The sequence below is a fragment of the Taibaiella koreensis genome (assembly GCF_003545715.1).
GTDB classification, from domain to species: Bacteria; Bacteroidota; Bacteroidia; order Chitinophagales; family Chitinophagaceae; genus Taibaiella; species Taibaiella koreensis.
The window spans coordinates 974,896-1,000,284 of sequence record NZ_QVNU01000001.1; the positions used below are offsets into that span (position 1 = coordinate 974,896).

Below are 25,389 nucleotides of genomic sequence, written 5' to 3' on the forward strand. Positions count from 1 at the left end.
CTTTTATTTTCAATTGCAGCAGGATACCTGTATATTCAGCCTATGAACGAACCTTCTGTCGACAGGGAAGACATACACCTTGTCAGCCGGCACAGTAACTGGACCGCACAAAACATACAAGCCACCTTTGAACACAGCGGTATTTATACAGGAAAGGCCGGATGGCGTAAATTTCTGAATTTTTTCCTCATCGGCCTTGGCCTTGCCTTTGTATTGGCCGGCATCATTTTTTTCTTCGCTTTTAACTGGGCCAGTCTTCATAAGGTCATCAAGCTAGGTCTTGTCGAAACGTTGATTGCAGTATGTATTGCCGTGGTGGTGTTGAATAAGCGCCTTGACGAAAAAATAAAGAACATTTTGCTGGCCACTGCTTCCATATTGGTGGGCGCACTTTTTGCCGTCTTCGGCCAGATCTACCAGACCGGGGCCGATGCTTATGATTTGTTTCTGGGCTGGACGCTTGCTATCTTAATTTGGACGCTTGTATCGGGATTTCCTGTGCTGTGGTTTATTTTTATGTTGCTCTGCAATGCCACCTTATGTTTATATATAGAACAAAGGACGAGCCATGTTGAGGCGATCGAAATGTTGTCTTGGCTTTTTGGGCTGAATGCATTATTTGCGCTGCTGGTCGAAGCAGTGGCCCTGGGCCGCCCTGTACAGGATAAGACAGGCTGGCTGAGCGGACTGGCGGCCATTGCTGCGGTATGCTCTATTACGATAGCAGTATGCCTGGGCATTATAGACCGGTCGCCGGGCTTTTCCATTTCACTGCTGCTGGCCATAGCAGGCTTTGCTGCCGGCATCTGGTATGGCTTACGCCATCGGAAACTCCTGTACCTCGCACTGATTCCCTTTGCCGTCATCATCATTTTGATCACCGCGATCGTAAGGCCGTTTAACGATCCTGTAGGTATCTTTTTCCTGGTAAGCCTGCTGATCATCGGCCTTACCACCTTATTGATTATGCAACTGGTTAAACTAAACAAGCGCTGGCATGAAGAGAGAACAGAAGATTAATGGGCTGTTGCAGCAGATCGGCGCTACAGAAGGCGATGGGTTTGCATACGATAAAGAACAGTTGCAACGGGCTATCGGGCAAAGCGAAAACGCTTACGCCAATATTGTTATCAAGATATTGTCTGGTGCCGGTGGTTTTCTGGCTACTCTTGCGCTCCTGGGCTTCTTTTTCGTAGCGGGCCTCTACAAAACCGAACCGGCAATGATCATCTCAGGCATAATTTCTATCGCACTGGCTATTGGCGGCTCGCGCATTGCCAATCATACCTTTTTTGACACCGTTGCCATTACCCTGTACATCACCGGCTTTGTACTGGCCGGCATTGGGATGGGATCAATGGGTAGCGATAGCAACGTCATTCTCATCTTATTTATGATTGTTTCCATAGCCGGCGTCTTGATTTCCGGCGGCTTTATGATGACGTTTGTCTCTGTGCTCCTGTTCAATGGCAGCTTTTTTGCTATTTTTCCAGTCAATCATCTCTATGGATATATCGCAGCTGTGCCCATGCTTTTCGTGCTTGCTGCACTCTATTGGCTTACCGCAAATGAACACAGGATACTGGCTGCCGGCAGCTTTTGGAATAAATTATACCAATCCCTGCAATCCGGTTTCTTTATTTCTTTCCTGGCCGGATTGATCTGGATGGTGCATCAATATGACTTCGGGTTTGGCCCGATGGGCTACGGCAGGCTCCTCTCCGTAGCTATAGACATAGGCATCCTGTTGCTCGTTGCCCAGATCATAAAGTCGTTGCAGATCGTCAGTAAAGTAACTATCGTCGCCATTTATCTGCTGACGATAGTCCTGTTGCTACCGGTATTTAACTTCGCTTACATTCCCGGCGCCTTATTCCTGTTGCTGTTGTCGGTGAGGTATGGCTACAAAGTGGAGATAGGATTGAGTATTGCTGCCCTGGCTTATTTTATCATCAAATATTATTACGATCTCCGGCTGTCGCTGCTGTACAAGTCAGGCCTTCTTTTCTTTCCCGGCCTCTTACTCCTGCTGGTGTGGTATTTTTATAATCGTCAACTAAAGAGAGATGAAAAAATATAGACCGCTGTTGATCCTGTTGAACCTGCTGCTCATTTTGCTGTTGTTTAACCGGGCTGTTTTTAAAAAAGAGAGAACCCTGACGGCGGGACAACTTGTATTGCTTGAGCTTGCCCCGGTAGATCCGAGGTCTTTGATGCAGGGCGATTATATGCGGTTAAACTATGCGATCTCCGGGACCGGATACGATCCAGGCATCCCGCCAAGGGGATATTTTGTCGTACAGCTGGACCAGGATGGCGTGGCCACTAAGGTGAGGATACAGGCGGCAAAAGAACCCTTATCGCCGGGGGAACTACTATTGCACTATAAATTCGCCGGGGACCGGAGTATTTATATCGGCGCCGAATCCTACTTTTTCGAAGAGGGGCAGGCATCCCGTTTCGCCGAGGCTAAATTCGGCGGTCTGAAAGTAGACAAAAACGGTAACAGCATTCTCGTAGGGCTTTATGACGGGCAGCATCATTTGCTGAAACCATGAATTTTATAATTTTCTGTTGTGGCTTAAACCTTTACTGCATCCCGGGGTCTAAGCGGTTCTGTTTTCTTAATCCGGCCAATGTTCGCATGAGATTTACCATCGCCCTGCTGTTTTGCCTGTTTTGCTGCACCTCCTGCCATGTGGGGCGTTTTTTTATCTATAATTTTGCCGATATTAAGGACTACCGGAAATTTCCATCCCATCCTGTGGCCCGCGACGGCGTGGCATTTCATTTTACCCCGGCCGACAATCGCCGGGGCGACTCCTCTGTAGTCCGGCTGCCGAGAGAGATCACCATCAAAGACAAGCCATATAGCTTTGAGCAGTACCTGGAGCGCACCAAGACTGTGGCCTTCCTGGTAATACGCAACGATAGCCTCTATTACGAAAAGTATTTTCATAAGTACAATCAGAACAGCATTGTGCCGTCCTTCTCCGCGGCCAAGTCTTTCGTGTCGGCGCTGGTAGGCATCGCCATAGGCGAAGGCTATATCAAAGGTGTAGATCAGCCCATCACCGATTATTTCCCCGAACTCGATAAAGCACAGTTTGGAAAAATTACCATCGAAAACCTGCTGGACATGCAATCGGGGATCGCTTTCAATGAAAGCTATTTCAATCCCTTTGGGGATGTAGCCAAATATTATTACGGCACCAACCTGAAAAAATACGTTTCCCATATCAAGGTTAAAGAGCCCCCGGGACAGCATTTTGAATATACCAGCCTGAATACGCAGCTGCTGGGAATGATCGTAAGCCGTGCTACCGGAAAAACGCTGGCCGCCTACCTGCAGGAAAAGATATGGCAGCCGCTGCAGATGGAGTCGGATGCAAGCTGGAGCATCGATAGCCGGAAAGGGCAGACCGAAAAGGCCTTCTGCTGCCTCAACGCCATTGCCCGCGACTATGCCAAATTTGGCAGGCTGTACCTCAACGGCGGCAGCTGGAATGGTCGCCAGGTAGTGCCCGCCGAATGGGTGAGGCGCTCCGTCACTTTTGACCGTCCAAAAAATGGCGGCATCTATTCCTATCAATGGTGGCACAACAGAGGGAAGGAGGAGCAGCCGCCCGATTTTATGGCTGTGGGCCTGCTGGGGCAATATACTTATGTGCATCCCCAAAGCGGGCTCATTATCGTACGCCTGGGAAAACAGGAAGGAAAACATACCGATTGGAAAAGAATGTTCCTGGCCATAGCAGAAGCTCAGGGCTAGCCGCCGGCATTGCTGAACAAACAATAATATTAAGGTTCCGTACTACATTACTATAAAATGAGCTTACCATCCCTCGCGTTAAAAAGACCGGTCTTTGCAGTAGTAGCCAATATCTTTATCCTGATCTTCGGCTTTATAGCCTTCAAGTTCCTGGGGATACGGGATTACCCTTCTATCGATCCGCCTATTATCAATGTAAGGACCAGCTACGCTGGCGCCAACCCCGATATCATTGAGTCGCAGATCACCGAGCCGCTCGAAAAGTCGATCAACGGTATCGCCGGTATCAGCAATATTTCCTCATCAAGCAGCCAGGGCACCAGCAATATTACTGTCGAGTTCGATCTGGGCGAGGACCTGGAAGCCGCAGCCAATGACGTGCGCGATAAGGTGTCGCAGGCGCTGCGGAACCTGCCGCAGGATATCGATGCGCCGCCGGTGGTATCTAAAGCGGATGCCAACTCGCAGCCGATCCTTTCCATGACCGTTCAAAGCAATACCCGCAACCAGCTTCAGCTTAGCGACTATGCCGAGAATGTACTGCAGGAACGCCTGCAAACCATACCAGGTGTGAGCAGCATCCAGATATGGGGACAAAAGCGCTATGCTATGCGGCTTTGGTTCGATCCGATGAAGATGGCCGCCTATGGCATCACCTTCAGCGATGTGCAGGCGGCCCTTGACAAGCAGAACATCGAGCTGCCCTCGGGTAAGGTAGCCGGTTACCTTACCGAGCTTTCGGTAAGGACTATCGGGCGGCTGCAGACGGAGGATGATTTCGAAGGCCTCATCATCAAAAATGTGAACGGCAGCGATATCCATGTCAGGGAGATAGGAGAGGCGGTGCTGGGGCCTGAGAACGAAGAGACCCAGCTTAAGGAAAGCGGCGTGCCCATGGTTGCCCTGGCGGTGATACCGCAGCCCGGCTCCAACTATGTGGCAATAGCCGAAGAGTTTTACAAACGCTTCGAGCAAGTTAAGAAGGACGTGCCGCCGGATATCAAGCTCAATATTGCGCTGGACAATACGCTTACCATCAAAAAATCGATCAGTGAGGTGGAGGAGACCATTTTCATCGCTTTTGCGCTGGTGGTCATCATCATCTACCTGTTCTTCCGCGATATCCTCATCTCGATAAGGCCGCTTATCGATATCCCGGTGAGCCTTATCGGCGCCTTCTTTATCATGTACATCATGGGGTTTACCATCAATATCCTCACCCTGCTGGCTATTGTACTGGCGACCGGCCTCGTGGTCGACGATGGTATCGTAGTGGCCGAGAATATCTATAAAAAGATGGAAGCCGGTATGGACAAGCACAGGGCGGCACGCGAGGGGAGCGAGGAGATATACTTTGCGGTAATCGCGACATCGATCACCCTGGCCATTATCTTCCTGCCCATCGTATTCCTCCAGGGCTTTACCGGGCGGCTGTTCCGCGAATTCGGTATCGTGGTGGCCGGCGCGGTAATCATTTCCTGCTTTGTATCCCTTACCCTTACACCGGTGCTTAATGTCTATCTTTCCCGTAAGGATACAACCAAAAAATCGAAATTCTATGTGAAGACCGAGCCGTTCTTTTCCGGCCTGGAAAACCGCTACCGGCGTGCGTTGGAATGGATCATGGGACACCGGTGGATTGCCACTGCAGGTATTGTCGCGTGCCTCGCAGCCATCTACTTTTTCGGATCGGGGCTTAAGAGCGAGCTGGCGCCACTGGAAGACCGTTCCCGCTTCCGCCTGTCTCTCACAGCGCCCGAAGGAACATCCTATGATGCCATGGACAAATATGTGGACCAGGTAGGGCAATACGTGATCGATTCTGTACCGGAAAAGGAAATTGTGCTCACCACCACAGCGCCGGGCTTTAGCGGCGCCGGCGCCGTGAACTCGGCCAATGGCAATATCACGCTGTCGTCGCCCGAAGAACGTACCCGTTCGCAGGATGATATCGTGCAGCAGCTGAACAAAGGATTTAAGAAGTTTAATTTCGGGCAGACATATGCGATACAGGAGCAGACCATTGCCGTACAGCGTGGCGGCGGCAGCCGATTGCCGGTAGCTTTTGTGCTGGAGAATATCAATTTTGAAAAGCTGAGTAAGGTACTGCCGCAGTTTATGGATGAAGCCAATAAAAGCAAAGTGTTTCAGAATGTCGATGTAGACCTTAAGGTGAACAAGCCCGAGCTGAGGATCATTGTAGACAGGGCCAAGGCCTCGCAGCTGGGCATTTCTGTAGCCGACGTTTCCCAGGCCTTGCAGATGGCGCTTAGCAACGGCCGCCTTGGATACTTCACCATGAATGGAAAGCAGTACCAGGTGATCGGCCAGGTAAACCGTTCGGACCGTGACGAGCCGATCAATCTTAAATACTATTATGTGCGGACACCAGGCGGTACGATGATCTCCCTCGACAACGTGATCCGCGTGGAGGAGAGCATTAGCCCTTCCCAGATCTACCACTATAACCGGTATAAATCTGCTACTGTTTCGGCCAACCCTGCTGCTGGCTACACGCTTGGCGATGGCATTGCGGAAATGCAGCGGATCTACAGTAACCTGCAGGATAAAAAAGTGATCGATGAATCGTTTACTTCGGCGCTGGCCGGCTCATCGAAGGACTATGCCGAAAGCTCCTCCAATACGCTGTTTGCTTTCCTGTTGGCGCTTGTGCTCATTTACCTGGTACTGGCTGCACAGTTTGAAAGCTTCGTCGATCCGGTGATCATCATGCTCACCGTACCGCTGGCGATCGCCGGCGCCGTGTTGTCGCTATGGTTGTTTGGGCAAACCCTGAATATCTTCTCGCAGATCGGGATGATCATGCTGATCGGCCTGGTGACCAAGAATGGTATCCTCATCGTAGAGTATGCCAACCATATCAGGGATACCGGCGCCTCGAAACGCGAAGCGGTGGTGAATGCCGCCAAAATGAGGCTGCGGCCGATCCTGATGACCAGCCTGGCTATGGCCGGCGGCGCCCTGCCCCTGGCAATGTCCCTGGGCGCAGCCAGCACCAGCCGTATTCCCCTGGGCATCGTTATCGTCGGCGGCGTTATGTTCTCGCTTTTGCTGTCCCTGTTCGTAGTACCTGTAATGTACACCTTTCTCAGCCGCAGGAAAGTAAAACAGGTATCGGCCATACAAAAACTGGATGAATAAAATGCCGGATAAAGAAAGAAATTTGCCATCAAGAATGACCCGGATAATGAAATATGCCTTATGGCCCTCGCTGTTGTTGTCGCTATCGCTCTCTGTGCAGGCGCAGGAGGCGGCATCACAGGATTCCCTGCTTTCCCTTACCGATGCCGTAGCCGCGGCGCTGGATCAGAATTTCGATATCCAGATCGCAAAGGTGCAGCTGGACCAGGCCAAAACCAACAATACGATTGGCAATGCCGGTATGCTGCCCTCGCTTAATGCTGTAGGTGGTATTAACGGCAATATTACCGATGCCCATGTGGAGCTGGCCACCGGTGATGTCCAGAACCGGAAAGGTGCACGCTCGCAAACGCTGAGCGGCGCAGTACAGCTGGACTGGATACTGTTCGACGGTCTTCGTATGTTTACCAATAAGCGGCGGCTGGAGGAACTGCAGCAAATAGGCAACACAAGCCTGAAGCAACAGATCCAGTCTACCGTGTCGCAGGTGATCATCGGCTATGCCGAAGTTGTGCGACAAAAGCAGCAGCTTATGGCTATCGATACGGCCATGTCCCTGGCCAGGGTGCGTATGGACCTGGCAAAAAAGAAATTTGAGGTGGGCACTTCGGCCAAAACCGACTACCTGCAGGCGCAGGTAGACTACAATGCCAGCCGGTCGGCTTTGCTTACACAGTCGGCACTGCTGCGCCAGGCCAAAGACAGTCTTATGATTATGTTGGGACGTGACCAGTTTATCAATTATGATGTACAGGACAGCCTTCACCTGAATAAAGAGCTGGTCTACAGGGACAAAGAACAATGGATGGACCGCAACTTTTCGGTACAGCTGGCACAGCAGCAAAAGCGGCTTTCGGAATACGATCTGAAGCTGGCCAATGGCGCGCAATACCCGGTGCTTGATCTTTCGGCATCCTACAACTACAACCGTACGCAGAATGGCGCGGGGGTTACCTTATTTAACCGTACCTATGGTCCCCAGGGTGGCTTGAACCTTACCTTGCCTTTATTCAACGGCTTCAACCTGCAACGCCAGAAGAAAGTGGCCCGCCAGGAAGTGTTCCGGCAGGACTTGATGGTGCAGCGACTCCAGACCAGCCTTGCAGCCCGTTACCGTACGGCCTGGCGTAGCTACGATAACGCCTTGAAGAGCCTTGATCTGGAAAAGGAAAATATCGGGTATGCGGAAGAAAATGTGATGATCCAGCAAGCGCGTTTTCGCGTGGGGGTGGCCAATACCCTGGAGCTAAGAGAGGCTGAGAACAGCTATGTAGCAGCTATGGCCCGCCTGGTCGATGCATCGTATACGGTTAAGATCACCGAGACCCGGCTGCTGGAGCTGGAAAACAACCTGGTGAAATAACGATGGGGTACCATTTTTGCCGGATAAGCGCACAATTGATACTTCTTCTGTGCCTTTTGGCACAGAAGAAGTATCCTCCGGCGGTTGAGCGCCTAGTCTTTTCGCTTTTTTGTAAAATGCTTCAGAAAACAACATTGATTTATTCAGGGCACATAGTACTCCAGAAGATAAATGAGTATACTGTGATAGAATAATGGTCCTGGTGCCGGTGGCAAAGTAACGGGACACTCTCTACCTGTTGAAACACATCGTTTGGACGTTAGTTTATTCTTCTGCCTCCGCCGGCTCCAGCTCGAAGCCATGCGATTTGCCATAAGCCTCTTGCGCCACATTTACTTTCTTGAGTGCTTCTTCTTCCTGGCTGGCCAGGTCAGTCAGTTTTTTTACAGCAGCGTCGATCTCGTCCTGTGTAGTATTGCTGTTCAGCTTTTCAAGAGGGGCGAATGCAGTTTCGATCATGTTTTTTTCGAAATTCAGGAAGTCGAGCACAGTAGCCTTCAGCTGAGCACCATCTGTGCCCACTGGTGGCTGCCGTCTGATCTCGGCGATCTTCTTTTCTGTAAAAGCAGCGATCTTAGCGCGCGGTGCAGCCAGCTGTCCATAATTTTTAGAGCCTTCCATGATCTGCTGGAGCTGTGCACCCCATTCCAGCCCCAGGCTATACAGGGAGTCGGTAACAGCCGCCAGTTGGTCGTTGTATTGAAGCGGCGTGAGCTTCTTTTTCTGGCCGAAAGCCATGGTACCCAGGAAGCAACAAAGCAGAAAGGCAAAGAGGAAGGGTTTTGTTCGCATAGGCTTAGCTTGAGGGAGCGTAGAGCTGTATTTTATAAAAAAACAATGCCATCCCGGTTTTGTTGATTATAGGTTAGTATATGGCACCGGGCGCAAATATAATCAGCGTTTATGGCATTCCCGAAAATAATGCCGGCTTCAATTACCCAAAATGCAAAGAGCCGCCCATAACGACAGCTCTTTTTGCATTCATGGTGTATAGGCTTAGTTCAGGGCGCAGCTTACGCCGGTATAGGCGCTGTATTGATTAGTGGAACCTTCACAGGTTGCTTTTGCATCCTTTTTCGACATTTTTTTCAGTTCAACTGTGTTGCTTTGCTGCTGGCCGCCGATACTCCAGGTGCAAGTGCATTTGTAATCTTTTTTGCAGGACGGAAACAAGGTGGCTCCTGCCAGGGCGATGATGGCCACTAATGTGATTTTTTTCATTTTTGTTTGTTTCCTGCGAATCTAAAGCGCTGCCTGCTAAGGTTATAAGGAGATTGGTGGCCTGGCGTTCCTGCTTTGTGGAATACAGAGGGAAATTTGCGGCCGGTATCTGGCACCTATCCGTTCTTCAGCTTCTCCAGGAAGGCTTGCTTGTTCCTGCGGGCTACTTCAACCATGGAACCGTCGCACATCTTGGCAAAAAGACCGTCGGCGCTGTGCAGCTTCACTACTTTATCAAGATGGACAATATGAGACAGGTGGCAGCGGAAAAAAGTAGCAGGATCAAGATACGACTCGTAAGTCTTCATGCTACCGGATACCAGGTGCCGCACGCCCTTATCCAGGTGAAAAATGGTATAGCTGCCCGATGCTTCAACCCGGACAATGTCGGCCGGCCTGATAAAGATAATGCCGTCTTTCACCGGTAGCTCTATTACCTGGCGCGAGCTACCCGGGCCGGTCTCCCGTTTGGACGCCGGTCTGTTCCTGATATTATGGACGCAAGCTTTAAGCTCTTCTGCATCGATGGGTTTCAGCAGGTAATCGTGCGCCTTGTTCCTGATCGCCTTGATCGCATGCTCGGCATGCGCCGTCGTAAATACCAGGCAGAAGTCCTTATAATAGGTCTGCTCAAGCAGCTCGAAGCCCGACATCTGTGGCATGCTGATGTCCAGGAATACAATATCCGGCCGGTAATCGTCGATAAAGGTAATCCCTGCCTGTGGTTCGATAGCAGTAGCAACTACTTTTACATCGGGACAGTTCTTTTCGAGCAATAGCTTCAGGGTCTTTATACCCATGAGCTCGTCGTCCACGATAATGGCTCTGTACATGTTCATGTTTTCTTTAGGCTTTGCTGGGTTTCTTTTCCAGTGCTTCTTTCCGGCTGCCGGAACTGAGGTAACGTAATTTCTATCCTGGTGCCGGCATTACTGCCATCGTTGTTTTTCTTGTCGATGATCTGCAGCGTAAAGTGCTGTTGGCGGTCCTTGCTGAGTAATGCCAGCCGTTGCCGGATAAAGCCGATTGCCAGCGATTTTTCCTTATGCACTTCTACCGGCCCTTTAGTAGCGCTGCCGCGGCCGATCCCATTGTCTTCGATAATGCAGCACAGCACGGCATCCGCGGGCCGGGTAAAGGCGATCATCAATTCTTTATCTCCCGTTTTGGCGAGGAGCCCATGCCATATCGCATTTTCAACAAAGGGTTGGATCATCAGGTGTGGGATGGCCGACCGGGCAATGTCAATGTTTTCGTCTACCCTTATGGTATAGTGGAAAGCGTTATTAAATCGCAATGACTCCATTTCGAGGTAGCGGTGCAGAATGTCCAGTTCATCTTCGAGAGGAATGCTTTCACCTATATTACTTTCGAGCAGCTTGCGTACGAGCCGGGAAAATTTACTGAGGTAAAGCTGGGCTTTCTCATGTTCCCGTGTAATAACGAAGTGTTGAATGGAGTTGAGCGAGTTAAAAATGAAATGCGGATTCATTTGTGCCCGTACGGCGCGTAGTTCCATCTCCTGCAGTCTGTTGCTGAGGAGCAGTTGTTCCTCTTTCCGTTTCAGGCTACGGCGCCGGTTACGCAGCAGCAGGTAGGAGAGGCCGGTAACCAGGGCGAGCAGGAGCAATGCTTTCCCGGCGTAGTCTATTACGGGGCGCCAGCGATTGGGGTCCGGGGCTTCGTACAAACCTTTGATCTCTGCCGGCGACAGCACTCTGTGAAAGATCTGGATGTCGTCAAAAATGCCTAATGAAAAGCGACTGTTTTTTTTGCTGGCCGTATTGCCAACCACAACGGAATCGGCACTCAAATAAACCGTTTCAAAATTTTTGGCCATGCATCCCTGTAGCTCGCCATCAATATAAAAGCACATTTGGTGGTTATCAAAAGTCATGGCGAGATGGCGCCACTGGTTAAATTGCATTTCTTCAATAGAAGCAATACTGGCTTCGGTAGTGGAATCTTTTGTGGTATGCACTACAAGCCGGTTAGCATAGCTGTCGTAGCCCATGGAATACGCTACAATGAAGTCGTCGCCCGGGCCGTTTTTGGTGATGATCACAGGGTTTGATGCCTGTCCTTTACCAATGTATATTCTCCGGTGTAGCTTTATCCAAATGGAAATGGTACCCGCATGGGGTTTAAGCAGTGAAGACGTGCCCAGGTTCAGATAGCTGTTTTCTGTACCATTGAGGTATACCGCCGATTGCTTATTGCCAAAGCGGTCGGTAGCCAGCACTGCCGCCGATGCCCTTACCGGCGATCTGTGGTTGTTCTCGGCAATCTCGTGCTGGTTAAAATCGAAAGTCAGCACTGTGGTTGAATCCGGTTGGGCCTGCGCCGGGGTAAGGGATATGCCAAGCAGCAGACCGATCCATAAGTTGCGGCTTATCCTGTAGTGAAACATACCGGGCGGCCTTAAGCTGCAAATAATACAAGGCAATGCCGTACGGGGGCGAAGCCGTATATCGTTTGTGCAGACGATGCAATGGATGAGCTGGGGTTCGAAGGGGCCATTAGAGATGGGTTTACAGGACAATTACAGAGGTTCAAATCTGTAATTCATATATTGGTATCTGGTTGATGGCTAAATTAAGATAATAGGCGCAAAAAAAACAATACACGGGCAGTAAAACCCGTGTATTGCTAAAGAAAAATTTCCGGAATGGATTTATTTATTTGCGTTGGATCGCTCTTTCTGCCGCGGCAATAATATGTTCCGTGGTCAGGCCATATTTTTTCAGCAGGTCGGCAGGCTTGCCGCTTTCTCCGAAGGTATCTTGTACGGCTACATATTCATGCGGTACGGGGCAGTGGCGGGAAGCCACATTGGCAACGCTGTCGCCCAGGCCGCCGTTGATCTGATGTTCTTCCGCGGTCACCACGCAGCCGGTCTTTTTCAGCGAAGCGACGATCGCCTCTTCATCCAGGGGCTTAATGGTATGCATATTGATCACATCGCAGGAGATGCCTTTCGCTTCCAGGGCGCGGGCAGCTTCCAGGGCGGTCCATACCATATGGCCACAAGCGATAATGGAAACGTCTTTACCTTCATTCATCACCTGGGCTTTGCCGATCACGAAGTCGCTGCCGTCGGCCTTGGTGAAGTTGGCCCATTTTACCCGGCCAAAGCGCAGGTACACAGGTCCCTGGTAATCGGCGATAGCCATGGTCGCAGCCTTGGTCTGGTTAAAATCGCAGGGTACGATTACCGTCATGCCCGGCAGCATCTTCATCATCCCTATGTCTTCCAGCACCTGGTGGGTGGCGCCGTCTTCGCCCAGGGTAAGCCCGGCATGAGAAGCACATATCTTAACGTTCTTGCCACTGTAGGCCACCGACTGACGGATCTGGTCGTATACCCTTGATGTCGAAAAGTTGGCAAAGGTAGTCGTATAAGGGATCTTACCGCCTATGGTGAGGCCCGCGGCTATGCCTATCATATTGGCTTCAGCGATGCCTACCTGTATAAAACGTTCGGGGAAATCCTTGATAAATGCGTTGAGCTTAAGGGAGCCGGCGAGGTCGGCGGTAAGCGCTACGACTTCAGGGTTCTTTTGGGCCACTTCGTGAATGCCTTCACCAAAGCCCGCGCGGGTTTCTTTTTCGTTTTGTGCGGTAAAATCCTGCAACATGTGAGCGTAAAAATTGTTAGGTATGAAAAATGTGCCGCAAAAGTAAAACTATTTATCCTGTTCTGGTAATGCATTTTACGCGCGCTGGGGAAAAGTCGCGGACTTTTTCTGATATATTTTTTCCAACTTTGCAGGAAGAGGTAACCCCCAATCTGCAATGTTGAAACGCGCGCTGAAGATTCTTGCCAATAAATATACCATTACAGCAGTGCTTTTTCTGCTGCTGATGCTGTTTTTCGATCAGAACGACTGGTTCACCCAGCATGAAAGGGAAACAGAGCTGCGGCAAACGCAGGAGAAGATCGATCACCTTAATGGAGAGGTGGTCCGCATGGAAAAGGAGCTTAACGATCTGAACGGAAGTAATGCCAGGCTGGAGCAATATGCCCGGGAAAAGTACCATGAAAAGCGGGATGGTGAGGACGTTTACCTCATTGTCCCCGATTCGGGAAAAGCACCGGTGAAAAAGTAAGCGTTCCATCCCGGAACGCGGCAAAATTTGATCCGGATATACTAAAAGGGTCTCCGGCTTCGTTTTACCTTTAAATTTATGCCCAAATGGAAAAAAAACTACACGTTTCTTTACCTTCTAACTTATCTGCCCTATCCCTGCCCGATCCGCACCATAGCCTTCAACAAACCCACATGGAAGAAGAATTCAGTGCTGAACTGGCTGTATTACAACAGCAAAAGATGATGCCCCGCCCCGAGGCAGTAGCGCATTTACTACAAATGATCGCACAACAATCTGTGGCCGAGCAGCACTAGACAGGGCTGCCTGTTCCTTAACGCACATACCCCCCGCAGGACAAATTCCCTTATCCGGGGGGAGGAATATGCTGCTTTTGTGCCGTACATTAGCGCGACATTTTCCAACGCGTCTATGAATCAATTCTCTTTTATGCAGAAGCTGCGTCTGGCAGCATTGCTCCTATGTGCTGCGCCGGCATTGCTTTGGGCCAGGGGCGACCGGCAAATCACGCTGGAGGACATCTGGCAAAACGGCACCTTCATGGTGAAGAATGTACCGGGCTTCAATACCCTCAATGATGGTCGTCGCTATACCAGGCTCGACCAGGAAGGGCGCCGGCAGCAGATCAATTTATACGATATCGCCAACGGCAAAAAAACAAAGACTTTGTTTTCCGGCGGCAACGCCGACACCATCATCGATTATGCTTTTTCCAATGACGAACAGAAGATACTCCTGTTTGCCAGTCCGCAGCCGGTATACCGTCGTTCGACCCGGTATAAGGTAAGCGTATACGATCTGGCATCGGGACAAGTGCAGCCCTTGTCCCCCGAACCCGTGCTGCATGCCACGTTCAACCCTCAGGGAACCAGGGTGGCCTATGTAAGGGAAAACGACCTCTATATTAAGGACCTCTCCTCGGGCGCAGAGACCCGGGTAACTACCGACGGTAAACGCAACAGCATCATTAACGGCAACTGCGACTGGGTATACGAAGAGGAATTTGAATTTTCAAAAGCCTTTGAATGGTCGCCCGATGGCAATCGCCTGGCCTATTACCGTTTTGATGAAAGTGGGGTAAAGGAATATACCATTCCTTATTACGAGAGCGACAACTATCCCCGGCTTTATACTTATAAGTATCCCAAGGCTGGTGAGCGTAACTCCATAGTGACCATCCATATTTACGATGTGGCCCGAGGCAATACCGTACAGGCGCAGACCGGGCCCGAGACCGATCAGTATATTCCGCGAATCCGCTGGAGCCGCACAAAGGACCAGCTTTGCGTTTATCGTATGAACCGTCTGCAGAACAAGCTGGAATTACTGCTTACCGATGCCGGTAGCGGTAAGGCGGAAACAATCTATACCGAAGAAAATGCCGGCTATATCGAGATCAATGATAACCTTACTTTTCTCCCCGATGGCCATTCTTTTATCATGACCTCTGAGCAAGGGGGCTTCAATCAGCTATACAAATGGGACTGGGCCGGGAAGAAGCTTACGCCGCTTACGCCGGGTGGCTGGGATGTGGATGTCCTGCAGGGCGTAGATGAGCAACGCCAATGTGTGTATTACACTGCAGGTGTAAGCAGTCCCATGGAACGTAAGCTCTACCAGGTCGACTGGAAGGGAGGAACGGCAAAATGCCTTACACCCGCCGAAGGTACGCACGAGATCACGCCCTGCACAGGTTTCGAATACTTTCTCGATAAGCATTCCCGCATGAATGAGGTACCGGTATACAGCCTTATCGACCGGGAAGGGAAGCTGATCCGTGTGCTGGAAGATAACCAGGCATTGAAGAAGAAGATGGAGGACTATGCCTTCAGTACAATAACCGCACTGCAGATCCCCAATGGCAAAGGCGAGCAACTGAATGCCTGGATGATCAAACCACCGGGATTTGACCCCTCCCGAAAATATCCCGTATTACTATACCAGTACAGTGGCCCGGGTTCGCAGGAAGTGGCCGATAAATTCCCGCTGGGCAATTATTTCTGGCACCAGATGATGGCGCAGAAAGGTTACATTATCGTTTGTGCCGATGGGATGGGTACCGGTGGGCGTGGCGAGCAATTCAAGAAAAAGACCTACCTGCAACTGGGTAGGTATGAAAGCGACGATCAGATCGCTGTGGGTAAGTATATGGCGGCTCAGGGCTATGTAGACCCGGCCAGGATAGGCATATGGGGCTGGAGCTTTGGCGGCTTTATGAGCGCCACCTGTATTATGAAGGGTGCCGACGTGTTTAAGACCGCCGTGGCAGTAGCCCCGGTGACCAACTGGCGTTTTTACGATAATATTTATACCGAGCGTTATATGCGTACACCGGCCGAAAATGCCAAAGGTTACGATGAAAATGCCCCGGAAAAAATGGCGGCGAAACTGAAGGGTAATTTCCTGATGATCCACGGTACCGCCGATGACAATGTGCATTTTCAGAATGCAGTCATTCTGACGGATGAGCTGGTCAAAGCCAACAAACAATTTGAATCGGAATATTATCCCAATAAGAATCATGGGATCTATGGCGGTGTTACCCGGCTGCAGCTGTATCGCCGTATGACCGAGTTTCTGCTGAGAAGCCTGTAACAAGACTTGCAAGCGGTTGCCAGAGGCAACTAAACATAAATCAGGCCGCCCGGAAGGGCGGCCTGAACATTTTTGCTGCAGCACGTATTACTTTGCTACGGGAGCGGTGGTCTCAGCCTTGTCCGCTTTCTTCATTTTATGAACTTTTTTCTTTTCGGCTTTGGCAGGCTTGGCTTCGTCAGTCTTAGGCTGCTCTTGTTTGGTTTCCTGCTTGGTTTTGGTAGTTGATTTTTGAGCAAAAGCAGCGCCGCCGAACATAGTCAGGGCCAAAGCTGCGATCATTACTTTTTTCATTTTATGTATGTTTTGAGTCCTAAAGATAGGGGAGGACGCAAATACAAATTGACTAAGCTTGTGTTAATAGCAATTGCTTAGCAAATCGACCGGGCATCAGATAATGGTCGGCTCCTTAATGTATTCCAGGAACAGCGCCAGCCCTTTCCTTTTTTCTTCATCAAGAAAGTAGCGGATATTCTCTTTATAATAAGTGTTCAGGTCGTAAACAGGGTAGGGGTTTTCTGCTATTACCTCGTCCAGGTGCCGCAGACCCAGGGCGTTGGCCTCGTTGAACTGTTGCAGGAAGGCCTCCGGCAGTTCCTTGTTGGCCACCCAGGCGGCAAAGATGAAGGGAAGGCCTGTAAATTGTTGCCAATGTTCGGCAAGATCGTAGATATAGGGGAAATGCGGCAGCTGGGCCAGCGCCCGGTCGCCGATGATGACCCCGGCATCGCGGCCATCGATCAGCTCGATATAATGTTCGGGAGCCTGCAGGAGAACGACGTCTTTTTTCCAGTAATGCTTGAGCAGCACCTGAGCCAGTCGTACCGAAGTACGGCTCTGGTAGTCCAGGTAAACCCTTTCAATGTCTTCCAGCGGTACCTTACTGAACAGGCATACCGAAGCGACATTGCCCTCTGCGCCGATCCCATAGTCCGATACGATGCTGGCGCCGGGAATAGTCGGTATCGCGGCCACCGGCACCAGGCCCATGTCGACCGATCCGTCGCGCAGGTGCTGTGCAATAAGGGAGGGGTATTCCAGCACAAGATCGATATCCTGCATCACAGCATGGTGCGATATTCCGTAAAGTAATGGTTTGGTATTGAGGTAACTTACGGCAGAAACTTTTATTTTGCGGTCCAAGATTGTAATTTTGACTGCAAAGGTAATCGAAATGTATCCCCGGGCAAGGCTTTGCTGTTATTGCTTTCCCGCTATTGAAGATATTTAAATTCCACATTTGTCACTTATTATTTATACCGACGGCGCATCGCGCGGCAATCCCGGCAGGGGAGGCTACGGCGCCATATTGCAATGGGGCGGTAAAGAAAAAGAGCTTTCCGCCGGCTATAAGCTCACGACCAACAACCGCATGGAATTGCTGGGTGTGATCAAAGCCCTGGAGGCGCTTACCCGCGAAAGTCTTGATATCCAGATCTTCACCGACTCCGAGTATGTGGTCAATTCTATTGAGAAAGGCTGGGTTTTCGGCTGGGAGAAGAAAGGATTTGCGGGGAAAAAGAATGTAGACCTGTGGCAGCGGTTCCTGAAGCTCTACAGGAAGCACCGGATCAAGATGAACTGGGTGAAAGGACATGCCAGCAATGTGATGAACAACCGTTGCGATGTGCTGGCTACACGGGCTGCCGACGGCGGCAACCTGCTTACCGACGAAGTATACGAAATGGAGTATTACGCCCAATAGGCTTTCCCTAATCATAATGGCCTGCCCCGGCAGGTTGCTAAAACAGATCACCTTGAACCTGAAAAGAATTGGAACGGCTTTGTTGCTTTCCCTGTCCTGCATAGTATCGGCGCAGCAGCCTTATTGGCAGCAGCGCGTCGATAACCATATCGCGGTTACCCTCGACGACAAGGAGCATATGCTGCATGGCCATATCAGCATGCGCTATGCCAACAATTCGCCCGATACACTGCGCTATATCTATATGCATCTTTTTCCCAATGCCTATAGCAGCGACCGGACGGCATTTGAACGGCAGGCAGTCGAGAACAGGAATACGAAGCATTATTTTAGCGCTGAAAAGGACCGCGGCTATATAGACAGCCTTAAGTTTTCCGTGTTTTCCGGCGAAATGGGCCGGCTGGCAGGCGTAGTAACCACGGCAGATCCCGATGTGATACGCCTGGTGCTGCCGGAGCCGCTGGCGCCGGGAGGGCAGGTGACCATTGAAACGCCTTTCCGGGTAAAGCTTCCGCTTACGTTTTCCCGCATGGGGCACGAGGGGCAATCTTACCAGGTATCGCAATGGTTCCCAAAGCCGGCGGTATACGATGCCCGTGGCTGGCACCAGATGCCCTATCTCGACCAGGGCGAGTTCTACAGCGAGTACGGGGCTTATCATGTGGAGGTGACCTTGCCGGAGAACTATGTGATCATGGGCACGGGAAACATTCTTGAAGCAACAGAGCGGGCATGGCTGGATAGCCTGTCCCGCATGCCTGCCCGCTATACAGAAAAGGAAAGCCGCAAGAGCGCCTTGCTTAGAGATACGGTCAATATACCTTCGTCGACGGCCATGAAGACCGTAACCTTCGAGGAGGAGAATATTCACGACTTTGCCTGGTTTGCCGATAAACGATGGCTGGTGCGGAAAGATACGATAGCCGTTCCCGGAACGGGGAACAGCGTTACTGCCTATGCATGCTACCTGCCACGGCATGAAGCCGGGTGGAGCAAAAGCATGCAGTGGATCCGCGATGCGATCGGGGGCTACAGCACTGCCGTAGGTCCCTATCCCTACAAGACGGTGAAGGCAGTAGAAGGTGCGTTGAGCGCAGGAGGGGGTATGGAATATCCTACGATCACCGTTATCGCTGCATCGAATAATGAGGAAGAGGTGCATACGGCCGTAGTGCACGAAGTAGGACATAACTGGTTCTATGGTATGCTTGGCAGCAACGAAAGAGCCTATCCCTGGATGGACGAAGGCATCAACAGCTTTTACGAGCATAAATTCGCACCCTCGGTATCTTCCCTGAAAAGGCTGATGGGCGGTAAAGATGAGAACCAGGTGGTCTATTCCATGCTGTCGGCAACGCACGACCTGGTACCCGCCGATACTGCCGCCGCAGTAATGCCCGAAATGAATTATCTCGCCGATATTTATGTCAAGTCAGCCGGATTGTTGGGCTGGTTGGAAGCCTATATGGGGCCCGATACTTTCAGGACCGCGATGCAGGAATACTTCACCGCCTGGCAGTACAAGCATCCTCAGCCCGCTGATTTTGAACAGATCTTCCGCCGGAATACGACCCAAAATCTCGATTGGTTCTTCAATGAGGCTATGCACAGCAGCCGCCCTGTCGACTTTGCCCTGAAAGCCGGTAAAGAAGGCGTAACGCTGAAAAACAAGACCGGCTTAAATGCACCGGCAGCCTTTGTGGCTTACCAGGGGCAGGACTCGACCGTACAATGGGTGGCGCCTTTTACCGGCACAAAGCACATACCTTATGCCACACCGGGCACTTACAGCCGGGTAAAGATCGCAGATGCCATACCCGACTACAATTATCGTAACAATGAAGACCGGTCGCCGCTGGCTTTGCGTCCCTTCCTGGGCTTCAACACGACACCGCAAAATAAAATATGGTATGCGCCCGCTATAGGCTATAATTACTACGATGGCTTTATGGCAGGATTGTTGCTGCACAATATTACCGTGCCCCAGCATAAGTTCCAGTTCATCCTGGCGCCTTTGTACGGCTTTAGCAGCGGTACCTTTGCCGGTACCGGCATCATAGGATACACGGCTTACTTCGACAAGGGCTGGCTGCACGATATCCAGCTGAACCTCGAAGGAAAGACCTTTAGCTACGATAAGACCAATACCAATATTCCCGATTTCCTCCACAGCCGTTATGTCAAGGTAGCGCCGGAGATCATCTTCAACCTCCGCAAACCCGAATGGCGCAGCACGGTAACGCGTAGCATCTCCCTGAAAGGTTATTGGATCAGGGAAGAGCAGTTTGCTTTCAATATGAACCCTTCCGACAGCCTTTATTATCCCTCCAAAGGCGGCTATGAGGACAATTTTTATGCCCGCCTGCGTTATCGCCACGAGAACCAGCGCACCTTCAATCCCTTCAGCTACCAGTTGGAAGGGCAGGTCGGCAAATCTTTTGCCAAGCTGAGCCTGGAGGCGAACCTGAAGATCGATTACTTCAAAAAGAATAAGGCTTTGTATATCCGCGGCTATGCCGGCAAATTCTGGGATCTTACCAGCTCCGGTACCGATGCTTACCGGTACCGGATCGCCAATACCTACAGCGGCTGGAACGACTACCTGTATGATGAGACCTATGGCGGGCGCAGCGAAGCTACCGGTACCTGGTCGCAGCAGGTAAGTATGAAAGAAGGAGGTTTTAAGGTCAATACGCTGCAGTATGCCTTGCAGCTGGGGCTGAGCGACGACTGGCTCGTATCGCTCAATATTAAAAGCGATCTGCCTTTCTTTAACCTGCCTATACGCCTGTTTGCCGATGTGTCCACCTTTTCCAATGCCCGCCAGATGAATCCCAGCGGCGCCACGGTGCTATACGTAGCAGGGATCGAGATATCCGGCGGCGACCTGTTCTCTATCTACATACCCCTGGTGATGAGCCGCGATTTTACCGATTATACCAAGTCGGTATATCCCGAAAACCGGTTCCTGAAAACCATTACTTTCAGCCTCAACCTGGGCAATGTTGACTGGATGAAACTGCCGGGTAAAATATTGAAAATGTAGCCATCTGTGCCCGAGGTTACGTATCTTTGTGCCGCAAAATATTCATTTAAGTACATAAAAAATGGCAACATCCCGTAAGCTGATTACACTTGACGAATTTACCATCCAGCAGACCCGTGCTTTCCCCAAAGCGACAGGGGAGCTCTCCGCACTGCTTCGCGATATTTCATTGGCATGCAAGCTGATCAACAAGCAGGTAAATAAAGCCGGCCTGGTCGACATCATCGGCAAATTCGGGGCTACCAATGTTCAGGGTGAGGAGCAAATGAAGCTGGATATTTATTCCGACGAAATGCTGATCAATGTGCTGCGCAACAGTAACGACTGTGCCGGTATCGCTTCGGAGGAGAATGACGATTTTATCGCTTTCGACGATGCTTATTCTGTAAATTCCAAATACGTGGTGCTGTTCGACCCGCTCGACGGCTCTTCCAATATCGATGTCAACGCCTCCATCGGTACTATATTCTCGATTTATCGCCGCGTATCCCCGTTGGGAAAGCCCTGTACCAAAGAAGACTTCCTGCAGCCCGGCAATAAGCTGATGGCCGCCGGCTACGTGATCTATGGCAGCAGCACTATGCTGGTGTATGCTACCCGCCTGGGTGTGAACGGGTTTACCCTGGAGCCTTCCATCGGTGAGTTCTGCCTTTCGCATCCCGATATGGTTTGCGCCGAAAAAGGAAAGATCTATTCGCTCAACCAGGGCAATAGCCGGCAGTATGATAAAGGCATGCTGGCTTTCCTCGACTATTGCATGGAAATTAATAAGGAAGAAGGACGGCCTTATGCGCACCGCTATATCGGCTCTATGGTGGCCGATCTGCATCGTACGCTCATTAAAGGTGGCATCTTTATCTATCCCGGCGATAAGAAAAATCTCAACGGAAAGCTCCGCCTTCAGTATGAATGCAACCCCATGTCCTTTATCATCGAAGCGGCTGGCGGTGTAAGCTCCGACGGCAAGCAACGGGTACTCGATATACAACCCTCCGAGCTGCATCAGCGCGTGCCCATCTTTATTGGGTCAAAGCTGATGGTGCACAAAGCGCTCGAATTTGTTACCGCCGGAACGGAGGAAGCAGCAGTAGCGCCCTAGGCATATTATTTTGGAACGATAATTTATTTCGAAAGCTTCCCACGGTTGATGTTTGCTGCGGCACCGTATGGGAAGCTTTCTTTTTCACTTCAATCACAATGAAAGTATTTATTTCCGGCGCCTCGGGTCTTGTAGGTGGCAATTGTCTGAAGCATTTTAAAGAAATGGGCTGGAACGTAATCGGCTCGCACCTGTCCTTTGCCACTCCCGGTACGGTATTTTACAATACTCAGGAGCCAGCCCATCCCGAAAATTTTGATGTGGAAACGTTTCAGCCCGATGTGATCGTACATTGCGGCGCGCTCACGCATGTGGACTATTGTGAAGCCCATCCGGAAGAAAGCTACGAAAAGACGGTACAGAGCACCATCAACCTGATGGCACTGGCCCGCAAATGTAAGGCCCGTTTTGTCTTTATCTCCACCGATTACGTATTCGACGGTGTCGATGGCCCTTACCGGGAAGAGGCAGCGGTTAACCCCTTAAGCGTCTACGCAAAGCATAAGCTGGAGGCAGAGCGCCTTTCCTTAAAAGAGCTGGCACATACCTTAGTGCTCCGGGTCACCAATGTGTATGGCAACGAGCTTCGCCATAAGAACTTTGTAGCCCGTATTATAGAGCAATGCCGCGACGGTAAAAAGCTGACGCTCAAATTGCCCTACGACCAGTTTGCCAGTCCGGTCAATGCCTGGGATATTGCCCGGGCCATGTACCTGCTGTTGCAAGATGGCAAAGAGGGTATTTACCATATCGGCGGCAGTGATTATATGAACAGGATTGAGCTGGCACTCCGGGTGCTCAGCTATTTTCCCGGGGCGGAATACGACCTGATCCCTGTAAGCACTGAAGAGTTGAATCAACCTGCCGCCAGACCACTTCTCGGTGGTTTCGTGAAAATGAAGTTTGCAAGAGAATACCCCGGCTTTCTTTTCGGTACTGTCGATACCTATGTCCGGTCGCAAGTGAACGGATAATGAATTGCCGCTTTTTGCTCCCGGCCTTTCTATTTGCCGGAGTACACATCGCATGTCTCCGGTTATACGTATTGCCCGTATCCCGTGGCATTATCTTTCGGGCCACACCTATGCTAAGGGCTCACTTTGACTATCTTGCTTTTTTGCCGGTACCCACCTTCCGGCGCTCCTGTGCCAATAGCCGGAATGCCGGTGAAAACTGGCGTCTTGCCCTCATTTGAGCCTATCCGATAGGTTTTGTCTATGTGCTATGGCAATAATTTTTCTTTAAAAAATTAATTAAACGTTTGTTTAATTCAAACGTTTGTTTAATTTTGTGGTTGTTTATGTCAACGAATAAAAATAACCGCGATGGAAACTGAATTGAACGACAAGCAGCTCCAGATCATGGATAAGGCGCTGGAAGTGTTTGCAGAGAAGGGATTTGATTCTGCCTCGGTACGTGATATTGCACAAAGAGCGGAAGTGAATGTAGCGATGATCTCCTATTATTTCGGGTCGAAGGAAAAGCTGCTGGAGGCTATTTTCAGAAACCATACCGGAAATATGCGTAAGAAAATTGAATCGATCATCCACTCCAAAACGCATGATCCGTTGGAGAAAGTCGATCTGCTGATTGATACTTATGTGACAGTGATTATTGAAAACCATAGTTTTCACCAGCTGATGATGCGGGAACAGGTATTAATGAAAGAGGGACCTTTATATACGCTCATTAAGGATATGAAAACCCAGAACCGCAATCTGATCGAAGTAGCGGTGAAGGCGGGACAGAAAGCCGGTCTCTTTCAAAAGCATATTGATGTCAATATGCTGGCCGTTACGCTTATCGGAACAGTCAATCATTTTTTCTCTAATTATAAATTCATATGCCAGGAGCGTCATACCAAGCCGGGAAAGGATAGCGATTTTGACGCTGAATCTACGGAGAAGCTCCGTTCGCATATAAAAGTCATGTTCAAAGCATTTTTAACTTATGGAATATCGAACAAAAAGTAAGATGGGACTAATGCTGGCCCTGTTGCTTTCAGCCAATAACCTGCAGGCCCAGCAAACCCGGCAACTGTCGCTGGATGAAGCGATACAGTTGGGTCTCGACAACAGCAAAAACCTAAAAGTATCGCAAGCCAAAATCGACCAGGCTGCCGCCGAGCTAAGCGAGGCAAAGCTGCGCCAGTATCCCGATCTTAAAGTTTCCGGTTCCTATCTGCGGGTCAATCAACCCAACGTGGACATGAAGGTGAAGCTGGGAGGCAGCGGCGAAGGCAGTGGCTCTTCCTCGGAGATCAAGGTGGACCAGGTGGCTTACGGTATGGCCACAGCATCGGTACCTTTGTTCTCAGGTCTGCGTATCCGCAATGGCATCGAATCGGCCAAATACCTGAAGAGAGCGGCCGAGCTGGATGCACAGCAAGATAAGGACGAGGTGATCCAGAACACTATAGCCGCTTACTACAATCTGTATAAAGCACAGGCCGCTCTGGGACTGGTACAGGAAAACCTGAAGCAGGCGCAGCAAAGGGTAAAGGACTTCAGCAGTCTGGAACAGAACGGACTGATGGCCCGTAACGATCTGCTTAAAGCGCAGTTGCAGGAATCCAACGTAGAGCTGGCCCTGGTCGACGCCGAGCACAACAGCGATATCGCCAACTTCAATATGGACCTCATGCTGGGGCTCGATGAGCAAACCGAGCTAAAGCTGGACGCAAGTGGCCTGGGCAGGACCTATAAGATCGAAAGTCTGCAGGCCTGGGAAGATAAGGCGCTTTCCAGCCGCTCCGATTACCAGGCCGTACAGCAACGGCAGCTGGCTTCCCAATCGGGGATCAAAGCTGCCAAGGGGGAATATTATCCTTCCCTGGCTTTGTCCGGAGGCTATGTAGCAGCGAATATTCCTAACTTTCTTACCGTAACCAATGCTTTAAATGTAGGGGTAGGGCTCAGCTATAATATCGCTTCGCTTTATAAGAACGGCGCCAAGGTAAAGCAGGCTAAGGCCCAGGAGCAACAATTGCACTGGTCGGCTCTGGAGCTGAATGATGGTATCCGCATGCAGATCCATCAGGCTTATCAAAACTATCTGGAGAGCGTAAAAAAGATAGAAGTATATCGCAAAGCAGTGGAACAGGCGAAAGAGAATTACCGCATTACCAAGAATAAATATGATAACGCGCTGGTCAACACTACCGATCTGCTCGATGCCGACGTAGCCCAGCTGCAGGCCGATATTAATTACGAATATGCGCGCGCCGACGCTGAAGTGGCCATCAACAAACTTTATGAAACAGCAGGGGTAGCCCGCGAAACCAACGTAAAAAAATAACAACTACGGCGCTTAGCTG

Annotated in this window: 22 protein-coding genes; 15 read left to right on the forward strand and 7 right to left on the reverse strand. The window is 50.5% G+C overall.

Features of this window, described 5'->3' with window-relative positions:
- Window positions 1–42: 42 nt before the first annotated feature.
- From DZK30_RS04325 to DZK30_RS04350, 6 genes are all read left to right on the forward strand, one after another.
- A complete protein-coding gene (locus DZK30_RS04325; RefSeq protein WP_118972839.1) occupies window positions 43–1,020 on the forward strand; it encodes a DUF2157 domain-containing protein in 978 nt (325 codons plus the stop codon).
- The gene (locus tag DZK30_RS04330; protein ID WP_118972840.1) at window positions 998–2,080 is read left to right on the forward strand and encodes a DUF4401 domain-containing protein; all 1,083 of its coding nucleotides are present in this window, start codon (window positions 998–1,000) and stop codon (window positions 2,078–2,080) included. Before DZK30_RS04325 ends, DZK30_RS04330 begins: the two co-directional genes overlap by 23 nt.
- Window positions 2,067–2,558 (forward strand): GDYXXLXY domain-containing protein, encoded by a 492-nt coding sequence (locus DZK30_RS04335; protein WP_118972841.1) that lies wholly within the window; start codon window positions 2,067–2,069, stop codon window positions 2,556–2,558. Before DZK30_RS04330 ends, DZK30_RS04335 begins: the two co-directional genes overlap by 14 nt.
- An 86-nt stretch (window positions 2,559–2,644) precedes the next feature.
- Window positions 2,645–3,772: a serine hydrolase domain-containing protein gene (locus DZK30_RS04340; protein WP_118972842.1), complete on the forward strand. Its 1,128-nt coding sequence runs from the start codon at window positions 2,645–2,647 to the stop codon at window positions 3,770–3,772.
- Between the two features lie 57 nt (window positions 3,773–3,829).
- Window positions 3,830–6,934, forward strand: coding sequence for an efflux RND transporter permease subunit (locus DZK30_RS04345; protein WP_118972843.1), 3,105 nt, complete (start codon window positions 3,830–3,832; stop codon window positions 6,932–6,934).
- 34 nt (window positions 6,935–6,968) lie between these two features.
- Window positions 6,969–8,297 carry a TolC family protein gene (locus DZK30_RS04350; RefSeq protein WP_162902833.1) on the forward strand — a complete coding sequence of 443 codons (1,329 nt, stop codon included), beginning with the start codon at window positions 6,969–6,971 and terminating at the stop codon, window positions 8,295–8,297.
- Between the two features lie 264 nt (window positions 8,298–8,561).
- Here DZK30_RS04350 and DZK30_RS04355 read toward each other — a convergent pair whose 3' ends face one another.
- From DZK30_RS04355 to DZK30_RS04375, 5 genes are all read right to left on the reverse strand, one after another.
- Window positions 8,562–9,089, reverse strand: coding sequence for a hypothetical protein (locus DZK30_RS04355; RefSeq protein ID WP_162902834.1), 528 nt, complete (start codon window positions 9,087–9,089; stop codon window positions 8,562–8,564).
- Between the two features lie 204 nt (window positions 9,090–9,293).
- Entirely contained in the window at window positions 9,294–9,518 is a 225-nt protein-coding gene (locus DZK30_RS04360; protein ID WP_118972846.1) for a hypothetical protein, read from the reverse strand.
- Window positions 9,519–9,634: 116 nt separating this feature from the next.
- On the reverse strand, window positions 9,635–10,357 hold the full coding sequence (locus DZK30_RS04365) for a LytR/AlgR family response regulator transcription factor (RefSeq protein WP_118972847.1): 723 nt from the start codon (window positions 10,355–10,357) through the stop codon (window positions 9,635–9,637).
- Window positions 10,354–11,928 (reverse strand): histidine kinase, encoded by a 1,575-nt coding sequence (locus DZK30_RS04370; protein WP_118972848.1) that lies wholly within the window; start codon window positions 11,926–11,928, stop codon window positions 10,354–10,356. The genes DZK30_RS04365 and DZK30_RS04370 overlap by 4 nt, the downstream gene beginning before the upstream one ends.
- A gap of 268 nt (window positions 11,929–12,196) precedes the next feature.
- Window positions 12,197–13,156: a transketolase family protein gene (locus DZK30_RS04375; RefSeq protein ID WP_118972849.1), complete on the reverse strand. Its 960-nt coding sequence runs from the start codon at window positions 13,154–13,156 to the stop codon at window positions 12,197–12,199.
- 157 nt (window positions 13,157–13,313) lie between these two features.
- On the opposite strand from DZK30_RS04375, the gene DZK30_RS04380 reads away from it, so the two are divergent.
- From DZK30_RS04380 to DZK30_RS04390, 3 genes are all read left to right on the forward strand, one after another.
- Complete coding sequence (locus tag DZK30_RS04380) at window positions 13,314–13,628, forward strand: FtsB family cell division protein (RefSeq protein ID WP_118972850.1); 315 nt, start codon at window positions 13,314–13,316, stop codon at window positions 13,626–13,628.
- 86 nt (window positions 13,629–13,714) lie between these two features.
- A complete protein-coding gene (locus DZK30_RS04385) occupies window positions 13,715–13,924 on the forward strand; it encodes a hypothetical protein (RefSeq protein WP_118972851.1) in 210 nt (69 codons plus the stop codon).
- A 133-nt stretch (window positions 13,925–14,057) separates the two neighbouring features.
- Window positions 14,058–16,223 carry a S9 family peptidase gene (locus tag DZK30_RS04390; protein ID WP_205529357.1) on the forward strand — a complete coding sequence of 722 codons (2,166 nt, stop codon included), beginning with the start codon at window positions 14,058–14,060 and terminating at the stop codon, window positions 16,221–16,223.
- 87 nt (window positions 16,224–16,310) lie between these two features.
- On the opposite strand, the gene DZK30_RS04395 is transcribed toward DZK30_RS04390, so the two are convergent.
- Both DZK30_RS04395 and DZK30_RS04400 read right to left on the reverse strand, forming a co-directional pair.
- On the reverse strand, window positions 16,311–16,517 hold the full coding sequence (locus DZK30_RS04395) for a hypothetical protein (protein WP_118972853.1): 207 nt from the start codon (window positions 16,515–16,517) through the stop codon (window positions 16,311–16,313).
- A gap of 96 nt (window positions 16,518–16,613) precedes the next feature.
- Entirely contained in the window at window positions 16,614–17,366 is a 753-nt protein-coding gene (locus DZK30_RS04400) for a menaquinone biosynthetic enzyme MqnA/MqnD family protein (protein ID WP_118972854.1), read from the reverse strand.
- Window positions 17,367–17,463: 97 nt separating this feature from the next.
- On the opposite strand from DZK30_RS04400, the gene rnhA reads away from it, so the two are divergent.
- The 6 genes from rnhA (at window position 17,464) to DZK30_RS04430 (ending at window position 25,370) form a co-directional block, all read left to right on the forward strand.
- Window positions 17,464–17,928 carry a ribonuclease HI gene (gene rnhA, locus DZK30_RS04405; RefSeq protein WP_240432851.1) on the forward strand — a complete coding sequence of 155 codons (465 nt, stop codon included), beginning with the start codon at window positions 17,464–17,466 and terminating at the stop codon, window positions 17,926–17,928.
- Window positions 17,929–17,980: 52 nt separating this feature from the next.
- The gene (locus tag DZK30_RS04410) at window positions 17,981–20,974 is read left to right on the forward strand and encodes a M1 family metallopeptidase (protein ID WP_162902835.1); all 2,994 of its coding nucleotides are present in this window, start codon (window positions 17,981–17,983) and stop codon (window positions 20,972–20,974) included.
- Window positions 20,975–21,035: 61 nt separating this feature from the next.
- A complete protein-coding gene (gene fbp / locus DZK30_RS04415) occupies window positions 21,036–22,073 on the forward strand; it encodes a class 1 fructose-bisphosphatase (RefSeq protein WP_118972857.1) in 1,038 nt (345 codons plus the stop codon).
- Between the two features lie 98 nt (window positions 22,074–22,171).
- Window positions 22,172–23,047, forward strand: a complete 876-nt coding sequence (locus DZK30_RS04420) for an SDR family oxidoreductase (protein WP_118972858.1) — start codon at window positions 22,172–22,174, stop codon at window positions 23,045–23,047.
- A 351-nt stretch (window positions 23,048–23,398) separates the two neighbouring features.
- Window positions 23,399–24,046 (forward strand): TetR/AcrR family transcriptional regulator, encoded by a 648-nt coding sequence (locus tag DZK30_RS04425; RefSeq protein WP_118972859.1) that lies wholly within the window; start codon window positions 23,399–23,401, stop codon window positions 24,044–24,046.
- Window positions 24,024–25,370, forward strand: coding sequence for a TolC family protein (locus tag DZK30_RS04430; protein ID WP_118972860.1), 1,347 nt, complete (start codon window positions 24,024–24,026; stop codon window positions 25,368–25,370). Before DZK30_RS04425 ends, DZK30_RS04430 begins: the two co-directional genes overlap by 23 nt.
- Window positions 25,371–25,389 lie beyond the last annotated feature (19 nt).